This is a genomic window from Rania fehmarnensis, from assembly GCF_056494185.1.
On record NZ_CM151398.1, the window covers coordinates 5,373,141 to 5,386,478 of the forward strand.

A 13,338-nucleotide genomic window follows, 5' to 3' on the forward strand; every position below is an offset into this window, starting at 1 on the left:
GCGTCTACCAATTCGGGTCCGTCACTCTTCGCTGGGCCGAAATTGCCATGCAAGGCTCTTGCATTCGGCTACAATTGCTGTCCCAATATAGATGGCCCAATATAGATAGCCCGGTGGCGCTTGGCCCACTACATCTGTCCTTTACCAGCTAATCAACATGACTAAAGCCAATCACGACGAGCGTATCGCGAGTATGACTTTCTCATCGGTCTATCCCCATTATGTGACCAAGGTCGAAAAGAAGGGACGCACCCAGGAAGAACTGCATGAAGTAATTCGTTGGTTGACCGGCTTCGATGAACGCAAGCTTAAGAAGCATATCGAGAACCCCACAACTTTTGAAGAGTTCTTCGCGCAGGCCAAGTTGCACCCCAATGCTCACCTAATCACTGGCGTCATTTGTGGTTACCGTGTCGAGGAGATCGAAAATCCACTGACCCAGAAGGTGCGTTACTTGGACAAGCTGGTCGATGAACTGGCCAAAGGCCGAAAGATGGAGAAGATTCTGCGTACCGTGGAATCCTAAGTCTCCTTTCGCTCTGCGAAAGGCAGTCAAAAGTTTCGTACAGTCCATGTTGAGCGTAGGATTGTTTTCGCGGAGCGAAAGGAGACACTCGGGGTCCCAATTGAAATTTACTGAGGTCACTATGTTCTTAACCCTCGAAGACAGCGGAACGAATTCTTGATTAAGAACTTTGACCAGGCTTACAAGTTTGTGATCGACCAGCAGGTATGCACGGTCTTCGGCAGCCGCGGGTCGCCTCACCCTTCGCTGTGGGCGAATACCGATTTGTCCGAGAAAAAGCCCAAGGCGGGTGGATGGAGCCCGAAGGTGTTGGCCGTCTGGGACTGGAAGACGCGATTGCCTCAAACCTATCCGGATGAAATCTTTTACGGAAAAGTAGCTGGCGGCGATGCAGTCTTGATGGAGATGCAGTACTTTCGTGAGCTGCATTTCCCGGCTGCCTATCGGCCAATCAGCCAGCTAGACCAACTGGCACAGGAAGTCTACCAGCTGATCTGTCTGGAACCCGACTATACAGGCCCGCTGCGCACCAAAGCTGTCAACAAACTCTTGTGCACGAAGAGCCAATTTGAGTCGGCCTTAAAGCGTCTGCAGATCAGCCTCAACATCGTTCGCTCCAACGACCTCAAGTACAAGAATGACTTCTGGCTCTCCATGAGCGAGGTCCACTTCGACATCATGGAGCGCTACAGCTGAGGCATAGCTAAGCACAAAGCACGTTCGTAGAAAATTATCCACGTGCTTACACCAACACTTCCTGTACCACCCGTCCGTGAATATCGGTCAGCCGGAAGTCGCGGCCCTGGTAACGGTAGGTCAACCGCGTGTGGTCGACGCCCATCAAGTGCAGGATCGTGGCATTTAGATCATGGACGTGCACTGGACTTTCAACGATGTTGTAACAGTAGTCATCTGTTACACCATAGGTGAAACCCTTCTTGATGCCCGCACCGGCTAGCAGGACGGTAAAACATCGCGGGTGATGGTCGCGGCCGTAGTCGGTGTCCGTCACGCCTCCTTGCGAGTAGATGGTACGACCGAATTCGCCGCCCCAAACAATCAGCGTATCATCCAACAGTCCATGTTGCTTCAAGTCGGTAATCAAGGCGGCAGTGGGTTGATCGGTGTCTCGACATTGCCCTTTAATGGCATTGGGCAAACCGCCATGATGGTCCCAGCCCATGTGAAACAACTGTACAAAGCGTACATCGCGCTGGGCCAGCCGTCGCGCCAAGAGACAATTCGCAGCATACGAACCAGTTCGCGATACGTCTGGACCATACATGTCGAGAATATGCTGGGGTTCATCTCGCAGATCGAGCAACTCTGGCACGCTCGACTGCATGCGAAACGCCATTTCATACTGAGCGATGCGCGCCTCGATTTCTGGATCATGCAGCACATCATAGTGCTGCGTGTTGAGTTGCTGGAGTCGATCAAGCGTACTGCGCCGCATCCCAGCGTCGATACCTGGCGGGTTGGAGAGATAGAGGACGGCGTCTCCGCGATTGCGAAACTTGACGCCTTGATGCATCGTGGGCAAGAACCCAGCGCCCCACAACCGATCGTACAGCGGTTGGTCATCCGGCCTGCCGGAACCAAACGATGTCAGTACGACATACGCAGGTAGATCGCGGTTCTCGCTGCTTAAGCCATAACTGGCCCAAGCCCCAATGCTGGGGCGACCCGCAAGTTGCGAACCGGTCTGACAAAAGGTGATTGCTGGATCATGATTGATCGCTTCGGTATGCAATGTACGGATCATGCAAAACTCGTCAGCGACTTGCGACATGTGCGGCAGGATCTCGCTCATCCACATACCGCTTTGTCCATATTGTGCAAACTTAAAGATGGACGGAGCTACTGGAAAACTGGTCTGACCACTGGTCATCGTCGTTAGACGCTGTCCCATACGAATCGAACTCGGTAGCTCCGAACCACGTTTGTCAGCCATCGCTGGCTTGGGATCGAAGAGATCCATTTGCGAAGGAGCACCCGATTGGAATAGATAGATGATCCGTTTCGCTTTGGCCGCAGGCTGCTCTGCAGCACTCGCTCGGCTTGACGGTTGCAATATCGATGCCAAGGCGGCTGTGCCGATACCCGCAGCGGATGTTTGCAGAAAGGTACGGCGATTGAGAAAATCGAGTGACGGAAGCTTAGGAATCATAGGTTACTCGGGTTTGTCCGATGTATGAATTAATTTGTAGTGGCGAGTCGATGCGACCGGTGCAAGGCAAGCGACACCTTTTGTTATTCGCGCGTGATCACTTCATCGAGATTCATCAGCACGTTGGCTGTCAGTGAATAGGCGGCTAGCTCGCTGGCATCCACCTCTGCCAGTGTCTGACTCTTACCTACGCCCAGAAACTGTGTAGCTGCTTCAGGCATCTTTTGGAACATCTCAAGATCGTGCTGCCAGCCATCCACCAGCACAAGCAATTCGTCCTGGGTGGGTCGGCGGGATGTTACCAGTCGAAAGCCGTACGCGATGCGGACCTCGTTTGTCGCACCGCCTTCTTTGATCATGCGCTGAGCCAACTTACGTGCCGCTTCGACATACGTGATTTCATTCAGCAAAGCCAACGCTTGCAGCGGCGTATTGGTTCGCGATCTCTTCACCGTACAGATCTCGCGAGCAGGTGCGTCAAACAACACCAGCGAGGGTGGTGGTGCCGTGCGTTTCCATATCGTGTACAGAGTGCGACGATATAGTCCTTCTCCAGCATCGGGTTGGTATCCGCGTAAATCGCCATACCGACTTGTTTCATCCCACACGCCTTCTGGCATGTAGGGCCGAACACTGGGGCCACCAATCTTGGGTATCAATAAACCTGATATGGCCAACGCTTGATCGCGCGCCGTCTCCGCGGACAGGCGCACACGGGGTGCACGACTGAGCAAGCGATTCTCTGGATCCGCTTCGGACATAACCGCGGCGGATTGACGATACGTTTGGCTCAGGACAATCAACTTCTGCAAGGATTTCATATCCCAGGCTGTGGCGGGTCGACCGTTGACCGCCGGCAGTACCGATGGTTCCATAAACTCGACGGCCAACCAATCGAGGAGTTCGGGGTGGGTTGGCCACTCGGATTGCGAACCGAAGTTCTCAGTCGTGCGCACCAGTCCCGCACCAAACAGTCTCTCCCATGCGCGATTGACCCAGACTCTGGCAGTAAGGGGATGATCGCGAGCGACTAGCCATTGGGCCAGTCCCAGTCGATCGAGCCTGGCTCCGGCGGGCAATGGAGGAAAAGCAATGGGCACTCCACGTTCGACCTTATCGCCCGGTTGATCATACTGCCCTCGCTTGAGTACAAAGGCAGCGCGCGGTTCAGCCAGTTCCTTCATCACCATGACGGTGGGAATCGTAGCTTCGAAATCCACAATGTTTTTCTTGGCAGTTGTGATAGCTTGCTCAGCTTGTTTCAACTCAGCATCAGCGTGTTCACGAAAGTACTGAGCGATCTCTGCCAACTGTTCGGCGGTACGAGTCGTGGGCAGTGTGTTCAAGGCTGAACGCAGCGACGGGGCGATGGTGGATCCATCCAGCTTGACATCTTCCGCGGGCCAGCTGGTTACTGAGAGACGAAAACGGCCAACATTATGGCCATCGATGGCATCGTGCTTGAGGATGATGGTCATCGTGGCTTCGGCCGGCACAGCCAAGGGCCCGGCCAACAGGAACATGGCTTTGCGATTCTCGCGTTTAGTAGGACCGTCTACCGCCCAGCCCTTACTGTTTTTGCCTTGTCGCGTGGCCTTCCCTTCGACAATCGCTTGCACTGGCCAACCCGGTTGATCGTAGTCCGAGTCTGCGCGCGTGATCTCCGCTTTGACCGGAGTAACCAACGAGGGAGCCGTCAGTAGGATATCAACATCGCTCAACACAAAGTTGCCATTGGAATAACGGCCCAAGCTCATATTCGGTAGCGATGGATCGGGAAAGGCTTCCAGTAAAATTCCAGAGATCGTACCTGCGGCGATGCGGCCTGTGATTTGATATTCGTCATAGCTTGGATTGACGCCGCTGGCGAGCCAGCTTTGATCGGGTTGTTGGGTCAGCGTCGCTCCGCCTACACTTTTGACTTCGTCCGGAACGAACAGCGTCCAAGTTTCCGCGTTGTCAGCCAATTGCTGGGCGAAGCTGGGTTCCCAGTCGGCCTGTCGCTTTGACGAAAGGTTCGTTACTTCAACCAATTTTGTCTCGGCGCTCGCCAGCGCCTGTTGCAGTTCCTTCAAACTTCGTTGATGATCCCCAGTGGCAATCTTGTGCACAGGTCGAGTGTTGCCACCTTCCACTTCCAGCACACCCGACTCGTCAATGGAGTTGAAGAAGGCGAACAGCTGGTAGAACTCCTGCTGGGAGATCGGATCGTACTTGTGATCATGGCAACGACAGCAGTTGAACGTCAAAGCCATCCACGTCAGGCCGGTGGTCTCAACGCGATCGATAACCGTTTCGGCAAACCACTCTTCTTGAATGCGGCCTCCTTCGCCATTGAGTTTGACATTGCGGTGAAAGCCGGTGGCGATGATTTGGTCTTCGGTTGGATCTGGTAATAGATCGCCAGCCAGTTGCTCGATGGTGAATCTGTCGAAGGGCATGTTTCGATTGAAGGCCTCGATAACCCAATCGCGCCAGGCGGACATTTGCCGCGATGAATCGACTTGAAAACCGTTGCTGTCAGCATAGCGCGCAAAGTCGAGCCACTGCTGTGCCATCTGTTCGCCGTAGTGCGGAGATGCGAGCAACCGATCGACGACCCTTTCGTATGCCTCCGGCGACGCGTCGGTGACAAACGCATCGACTTCAGCCAGCGTCGGCGGTAAACCGGTCAGATCGAGACTCACCCGTCGAATCAACGTTTCCCGCGGGGCCGGGGGCGCGGGAGCCAGGCCGGCGGCTATTAGACGTTGTCGAATGAAGGCATCGACGGGATGGAGAGTGGTACTGTCGACACCAGCCAGCGTAGGCACGGCCGGTCGTTCCAAACGTTGAAACGCCCAATGGCTTTGGAAGGGCGCGCCCTCTTGGATCCACTGCTTGAGAATCGCAATCGCTTCAGGCTTGAGAGTTTTTCCGGAGCTGGGCGGGGGCATGACGTGCGCGGAGTCTGTGGCTTGGATTCGTTGCCACAGCAGGCTAGCGTCGAGATCCCCACCCACTATTGCCGGCCCCGATTCACCTCCCTTGAGCGCGGCCTCGCCCACATCCAATCTCAAGCCCCCTTGGCGTTGAGCTTCGTCTGGCCCATGGCATTGAAAACAGGCGTCGGAAAGAATCGGTCGTACCAGCCGATCAAAGCGAATCTTCGACTCGTCCTGAGCGACAAGATTCGTCGTGAACACAACAGCCAGCAACAGACTAACGAGTTGCCGAAGCTTTTCAACTGAGAAGATCATAGCGAGATTGTCTGGTTATCTGAGGCAGGTGGGACTCGAGCGGTGCATAGTAAAGTATTTGAGCATAACCAGGCCTCAGTTGCCAGTTTAATCCTTGACTGCCCACCCTATTTGCCTGAATGCAAATACTTTACATATAAAGTAACTGCACAGTTCTTGAGAAACGACTGATTCGCCGTTCATTCTCTGGGTCCAGTTGATCCAAAGCGGTGAAAGAGGATTACCTGGCGGGCTCAGGATCATTGCGGGTAAGCGGTTGCGCGAATGCGACGATATACCTCCCGCGCTTGTTCGAATTCGGCTATGGCTGCTGGTGGTAAAACGCCGCGCTGCTTCTCGAGCGAAGCCTCTAATTGCTGCAAGAGATAATCAATCTGTTGCACGGGTGGTCGCACCGGTTGTTGATCTACGTCAAAGTACCAGGCACCTGTGTGTGCAAAACGCCTTCTTCCATCTGGCTGGTCCGACCAGGTCCGCACCGCGACCCAACCAGACCGAACTTCTCGCAGTGAATCAGGACCATTGGCCTCGCTCAGACGAAGCGTTCCCTGACCTGACCATTTCCATGCCCCCTGCTCCGTTGCTGTTTTCTCTGGCGTGAGCGCGTGCTTCACCAGCCCATTTACGATGATTTCGACGCGCGAGATCGGATCGGGACTGACCACCTCAGCTGCCCAAGCGAACTTGTCGAGTTGATCTTTACTGCCTTGAAATACTTGTCCAGGAAGTTCGTTATTGACCCGGGCCGTGAGCATGGGACCGTTGGTCACGAAAGATCGGCCACGCTTGAGCCCATCCAGCCAATCATCCAGCTTGAACTGTTCGCCAGTGTGGACATACACGCGGCTGTACCCCAAGGGCACAGGATGAACACCCGACGCCGTGCCGGCAGTGGGACTGAGCCGAAAGCCGCAGTTGAGCAGGGCATAATACATCTCGAAGCCAAACTGCAACCATCCCCATTCGGTCAACACACCCGGCGACTCTTGCTCAAACTCCTTCCAAGGTGGAAGGGCATGTCCGGCCTGTTTGAAGCCAAACTTGGTTCGCCACACACTGTTGTTGGATAGCTCATACAAGTCAACCTTGGCTACGGGAACCAACATCAACGACCAAGGCCAATTGTGTTTGTCGAGATCCAACAGCGCTCCTTCGCGGCGGGCTTGCTCAACGATTGTCCCGACAGGCGGCACAGTTTGTGTGAAGGGAGTGCGATGGTTAAGCACAAATATGGCTCCCAGCGTATGCCGTCGTGGCCCGATCGAAAAGATTTCGTACTCCGTGTTGCGAGGCAGAATCACTTGCTGCTGGTTAACCCAGATCGGCTGGTAACCCAGATCCTCACGTGGGCCAAACGGTGAAGGGCCTTGAGATCGCAGACTCGATGGTTCCAGGTCCGGCACTTTGTCCGAGGCGATCGTCCAGAAAGTTACAGGGAACGCCACGTTCAATTCTTCTGCTGCCATCACGTTCGGCAACTCGGCGATACGACGATGCACGTGCGTTTCGCCTGAGTACCAGCCGCTGGCAGCCATGTGGCTCCAGCGTTGCAACGCCAAGCTCTTTTCGAGCATCGGTAACGTAGGCTGTTGTTTGCTTGGCGATGCTTCAACTTTGGGGACAACCAGCGTTTCATGCAAGGGAAGGTATTCCTTGCCACGTTCAATCAAGAGTTGATACTCGCCGGGTGCCAAATCGATTGTAAAGGGATGTGCCGACACCGTCGTGTGTTTCTCGACTGACTCTGGCATAGGCACCCACTGCTCCGCATATGGCCATGCGGTTCCTTGATCGCTGGAGGAGCGAACAAATAACCAGTTTCCTTTGTCGTCCTGCAAGTAGACGCGCGCCGCCATAGGTTTCTGACTATCGGCGTCGATGACCGAACCGACAAAGTGTAAACTCTGGGTGGGTTGTGAGGCGGTACTCTGGGCATGGACCTTGCTGGCGAAAGTCGCCAAAGAGGATATGAGTACCAGACATACTGACCAGCTCACGCCAGCTGATCGCAACCAACACGAAATATCCAATGCGCCGCCTGGTCGCATAGAACACCTTCATTTCTTCAACCTGTTGCAAACCTTCACGTTACTTGTAGGATAACTCGCCAGCGAGAAAACAACAATTTAGGCACTTGATCATCCGGAAACCAATCGAGAAGTCAGAGGTTAATCTGATGAACTCAGAAGATACGTTCCTCGACGACGGCGCGCTCGGAGCCATATCGCGTCGCGGTATGCTGGCCGCCGGTACGACAGCGATCGCTGGCCTGGCTACCCATGTAGCCGTCGCGGATGGCCCACGACCGGCATCCCACTTTCCACCAGAGGCCCCCAGACCCGCCCAAGGGCTGCGGGTTGCCAGTTGCCAGTTCCCAGTCAGCGGAGATCCTTCAGAGAACGGTCGCCAGGTGCGCGAGTTTATGCGCCGTGCTGCGACGTGCGGAGCCCATCTGCTGCATACTTCCGAAGCCTCGCTATCGGGTTATGTTGATATCGATCTGCCAACGCATGTAGGCTATGACTGGGACAACTTGCGACGCGAGACCGCATCGCTACGCGAACTGACACGGGAGTTGGACCTGTGGTTGGTCTTGGGCTCTTCGCACTATCTGGACGCTCAGACCAAGCCCACCAACTGTCTATACTTAATTGCTCCTGACGGTTCGATTGTCGATCGCTATGACAAGTGCATGTGCACTCGCGGTGACCAAAGGCACTACACGACCGGCAACCATTTGGTGGTCCACGATATTCGTGGAGTGAGAATCGGATTGGCGATTTGCTACGACCTGTGTTGGCCACAGATCTATATCGCTTATCGACAACGGGGTGTCCAAGTGATGCTGCACTCTTTTCACAATGCTAGAGGCGCGGGCGAGAGTTGTTTGGATAATCTCACCGAGCGGCAACTTCCGACGCGCTGTGCTGACAATCGCTTGTGGGCTGTGGCCAACAATTCGTCGCAGCCCTATTCTCACTGGGGCTCGATGGTCGCGCGGCCCGATGCCACGATCGCTCAGCAGTTACCCAGAAACCAACCTGGAATGCTGGTTCACGACTTTCCGGATGGCTTAGACCCCAAAGGCTGGTACCACAATGAACGGCCCATGGCCTTGCGCGACGATGAGCCGATGAGCTTCGGCCAGCCAAGCCAGCATCCCAGACAGCTCGATCCCCGCTCCAATCCTTAGGAGAAACACTTACCGAATACTAGTAGCAGCCAGGGGTCGCCCCACAATCGAATCTGATTGCCAAGGCTGAAATCCGCGCTTCATCAGTTGGATAAAGCCGTGGATAAATATCGTACTGGAGTCGGTTGCCAAGCTACGTAAGTGGTTCGCGAAACGGCTGAGTGGCTAGTGCTGGTGGTCGCCGTGGGCTTCTTCTTTGAAGTCGCCGGAGTATGGCGTACCGTCGACGACGCCAGTCATGGTACCAGCATATTCTTGAACCACACCGAGCTTTTCGTGCGTTCCGATAAACCGCGAGGATTTGCCCTGAGGATCGCTCTCTTGCGGCGATGCTGCCAGCGTCACTTGCATCTCTGGGTCCTTGATGCTCAGTTCGATCGAAGCCGCATCGAGCGGCACTGGAGTCTTCTCGTCGCCTCCCAAAATGTAGACCGTGGCCTGTTGCTTTCCGTGATCCACGGTGAATTCCACATGGTACTTGCCTCCACCCCAATCGGCGATGGTGCCATCATGTGGACCGGCACCATGGGCATGCCCCTCGGCGCTGTGGTCGTGTGACCCAGGCCCGTGTTCATGTCCATGCTCGCTAGCGGAATTAGCAGGCGGCTCTGCTGGTTTGTTGCACCCAGCGAATCCAACGACTACCACTAATACCAATGCAAAACTAAACCGCTTCATCACAAGATTCCTTAAATTGAAGTTGCTTTATCAGCGTTCACCAATCGCCTGGCGTCTTGACCGCTGAATTTCCAAAACAAGCCAGGGTGAATCAAGAATTCACAAAATGTCGAAGTCAACAAGCCGCCCAAGATCACCGTAGCGACAGGGTAGAGAATTTCGCGGCCAGGCTCTTGGCCCCCAATCACCAGCGGAATCAGGCCGATACCAGCCGTCAGAGCCGTCATCAGCACAGGTGCTAAGCGTTCTAAGCTGCCACGCAGAATCATCGCCTGCGAAAATTCTTCGCCTTCTTCCTGCATCAGATGGAAGTAATGCGTGACGAGTAGAATTCCATTGCGTACTGCAATGCCACCCAGCGAGATGAAACCAACCAGACTGGCGACTGTAATTGTCTGTTGAGTAATCACCAGCGCGAAAACGCCTCCAATGAAAGCCGTAGGCAAGGCGTTGAGGATCTGCAGCACGATACGCACAGATGGGAATAGGATCATGAGAACGCCAAACATACCGACCACGGACAGTCCTGCCAAGATCATGATTAATCGCGTGGCGTTTTGCTGGCTCTCAAACTGCCCGCCGTACTCAACGTAGTATCCAACGGGCATCGACACCTCCGCATCAACCCTGCGCCGGATCTCGTCGACGGCACTTCCTAGATCTCGACCTTCCGTATTGCAACGAACGACAATTCGCCGACGAGCGTTCTCGCGATTGACAGAGTTGGGGCCAACTCCTTCGTAAATCGTCGCCACATCACGGAGTTCGATTTGCCCACGTTCTTTTTGCCCATCAAGATGTGGCAAGTCGATGCGCAGACGCCCTAGGTTGGCGTAATCGGTGCGATACTGCTCTTCCAACCGCACTAACAAATCAAAACGGCGTTGGCCCTCGAGCACTTCCGAGACGACTTGTCCCTGCAATGCAGTTTGCAGAACGGATGCAACGTATTGTCGCGTGAGTCCATGCAGGGCCAGGTCATCGCCTCGCAGTTGAATATGCAGTTCAGCTGTCATCTGCACAGGCTCAACGATCGGTGGAGTCACGCCAGGCACATCTGCGATGGCAGACTTGACCTGGTCGGCCAGTGTCAACAGTGTTTCGAGATCATCGCCGTGAATCTTGATCGCAATCTGGGCATAGACGCCAGAGACCATGTGGCTGATGAGGTGAGCCAACGGTTGTTCGACTTCGATATCAACCCCTGGGACTTTATGGCTGATGCGTTCCCGCAGCGCCGCGATCATCGTATCGCGCTGGTGAGCTGCGTTTGGATTCATGCTGAGGATGTACTCGCCGAAGTTTACTGGCGATGCGTGCTCGTCCATCTGCGCGCGCCCTGTTCGACGGACGAAGTTCAGAATGGCGCCGTCCGGGTTCTTTTCGCTCAGCTGCATCGACTTGAACACTGCATCCAAGCTGGTCGAAACCTGGTTGGAAGCCTGCAACGAGGAACCGGGCGGCAGCGTCACATTAACCTGGACACTTCCCTCGTCGAATGCCGGCAAAAAGTTACGACCCAGCTGAGCAACTTGCGAGGCAGCTGCAACCACCATCAACCACGTCGCGACCAATAACAGCGATGGGATTCGCATGCTGATCTGGATCAGTGGACGCACCATTCGTTTCATCGAGCGCAGAACCAAACTGTCGCGATCGCTATGCATGGTCTTGGAAGACGGAATCAAGTAGTACGACAGGACTGGTGTCACGGATAATGAAACTACAAACGACGATAGGATCGAGACGATGTATGCAAAACCCAGCGGAGTGAATAGTCGTCCTTCGACGCCTGATAATGCAAACAGCGGGAGAAACACGAGAATCACCACCGCCGTACCAAAGAGTATAGGATTGCGAACTTCCTTACTCGCCTCAAATACAACAGCAAGAATATGCGATCTGCGATTGTCGACTATTGACTTTTGATTTTCCAAATCGCCAATCGGCAATCGCCAATTGGTACTTTTCAACCTCCTATAAATGTTCTCCACGTCCACGATGGCATCGTCAACTAGCTCGCCCATGGCGACGGCAATTCCACCGAGCGTCATCACGTTGATCGATAACTCGCTGCCACTGAGCCATCCGATAAAGCGAAAGACCAGGGTCGTCATTACCAGCGACATTGGAATGGCGGTAAGCGTAATGAACGTGGTGCGGAAGTTTAGAAGAAACAGGAACAATACAATGACGACCAGCACGGCACCAATGACGAGAGCTTCTGCCACATTGAAGATGCCGCGGTCGATGAAGTTCTTGAGCCTAAAGAGTTCTGAGTTGATGACAATATCGGCTGGCAAGGACGCTTCTACTTCCGCAAAAGCGGCCGCGGCGCTATCGGTCAGCTTTCGCGTGTCCACATGAGGTTGCTTGACGACGGTAAATACGATGCCACTGTGACCATTGATACTACCATCGCCGCGCTTTAACTCGGGCCCTTCCACTACGGATGCAACTTGTTCGAGCAACACACTGCGCTTGGGAGATTTCGCCACTGGGATCTTGAGCAGATCGTCGATGACATTGCCACGCTCGGTTCCCAGGCGTCCAAGAATGCGAATGGGGCGTTCCGATTCACCTGTGATCGCAAAGCCACCGCTGGTGTTGATATTGCTCTCGCGCAAAGCCTGTTCAACGTCTTGGACGGTCACGTCGTATTCGAGCAGGGCTGTGGGATCAACCAAGACCTGGTACTGTTTGCGATCGCCTCCTTGCATGAAGACTTCTGCGACTCCGCGGACTTTCAAAAGTCTGGGTCGGATCACCCAGTCAGCTAGGGTCCGAAGTTCTAAGAGTTGTTTCGCGTCGGATTCAAACTTAAGCTCGTGAATCCCCGAATCCAGTTTGACGCTGGCTTGAAATGTTCGTGAAGCTCCTGCACCTTGCTCTTGCACAGGCTCGACCAGTTCGAAAGGAACGGGTTGCCAAGATCTTACATCTCTTCGATCGATTACTCGCCACAGTTTCAGCTGGCTCCCGGAGTCGGACCGAGTCTGTGATTTCGAGGAGACATTCAGTTCCGCCATGAGCCTTGTGCGTCCAACGGGTGCGAGCACACCACCTTCGGGACCGGCCTGACGGTAGATACCTGCGACAACAATTTGCCCCATGATTGACGACGGAGGCGTCATTTGCGGCGAGATACCCGCGGGGAGGATACCGGCGAGCGTGGCCAGTCGTTCGCTAACGGTTTGGCGGGCTGCGCGAATTTCAGTGGACCAGTCGAACTCGACGTACAGGACATTCAGCCCGGCGGTGGTTTGGCTGCGCACGGCTTGAACACCCTGGGCACCCATCAACGCAATTTCGATCGGCTGAGTTACCAGCGTTTCAACTTCCTCCGTGGCCAAACCCGCAGCCTCGGTGATGATAACCACACGTGGCCGATCCAAGTCCGGAAACACATCAACCGACATCGTCGACGCCAGGTATGATCCGTAAACCAGAACCACCAGGCTGGCGATGAGAACCAAAGAGCGGTTCTTAAGCGAAACAATTATGATTGTAGATAGTAGATTGGAGATTGGTC

At 54.5% G+C, this 13,338-nt stretch carries 8 protein-coding genes; 3 read left to right on the top strand and 5 right to left on the bottom strand.

Annotated features, from left to right (window positions below; translation table 11 throughout):
• Nucleotides 1-157 precede the first annotated feature (157 nt).
• Both SH573x_RS18265 and SH573x_RS18270 read left to right on the top strand, forming a co-directional pair.
• Nucleotides 158-526 (top strand): DUF2200 domain-containing protein, encoded by a 369-nt coding sequence (locus SH573x_RS18265; RefSeq protein WP_479349128.1) that lies wholly within the window; start codon nt 158-160, stop codon nt 524-526.
• 156 nt (nt 527-682) lie between these two features.
• Nucleotides 683-1,222 (top strand): AlkZ-related protein, encoded by a 540-nt coding sequence (locus SH573x_RS18270; protein ID WP_479349129.1) that lies wholly within the window; start codon nt 683-685, stop codon nt 1,220-1,222.
• Nucleotides 1,223-1,268: 46 nt separating this feature from the next.
• On the opposite strand, the gene SH573x_RS18275 is transcribed toward SH573x_RS18270, so the two are convergent.
• From SH573x_RS18275 to SH573x_RS18285, 3 genes are all read right to left on the bottom strand, one after another.
• Entirely contained in the window at nt 1,269-2,696 is a 1,428-nt protein-coding gene (locus tag SH573x_RS18275) for a DUF1501 domain-containing protein (protein WP_479349130.1), read from the bottom strand.
• Between the two features lie 83 nt (nt 2,697-2,779).
• Nucleotides 2,780-5,935 (bottom strand): PSD1 and planctomycete cytochrome C domain-containing protein, encoded by a 3,156-nt coding sequence (locus SH573x_RS18280; RefSeq protein WP_479349132.1) that lies wholly within the window; start codon nt 5,933-5,935, stop codon nt 2,780-2,782.
• Between the two features lie 239 nt (nt 5,936-6,174).
• Nucleotides 6,175-7,983 (bottom strand): CehA/McbA family metallohydrolase domain-containing protein, encoded by a 1,809-nt coding sequence (locus SH573x_RS18285; RefSeq protein WP_479349134.1) that lies wholly within the window; start codon nt 7,981-7,983, stop codon nt 6,175-6,177.
• Between the two features lie 128 nt (nt 7,984-8,111).
• Between SH573x_RS18285 and SH573x_RS18290 the strand changes: the two genes are divergently transcribed.
• Nucleotides 8,112-9,128, top strand: a complete 1,017-nt coding sequence (locus SH573x_RS18290; protein WP_479349135.1) for a carbon-nitrogen hydrolase family protein — start codon at nt 8,112-8,114, stop codon at nt 9,126-9,128.
• Nucleotides 9,129-9,293: 165 nt separating this feature from the next.
• Here SH573x_RS18290 and SH573x_RS18295 read toward each other — a convergent pair whose 3' ends face one another.
• Both SH573x_RS18295 and SH573x_RS18300 read right to left on the bottom strand, forming a co-directional pair.
• Complete coding sequence (locus tag SH573x_RS18295) at nt 9,294-9,806, bottom strand: hypothetical protein (protein ID WP_479349136.1); 513 nt, start codon at nt 9,804-9,806, stop codon at nt 9,294-9,296.
• Between the two features lie 11 nt (nt 9,807-9,817).
• Nucleotides 9,818-13,333, bottom strand: coding sequence for an efflux RND transporter permease subunit (locus SH573x_RS18300; protein WP_479356754.1), 3,516 nt, complete (start codon nt 13,331-13,333; stop codon nt 9,818-9,820).
• Nucleotides 13,334-13,338 lie beyond the last annotated feature (5 nt).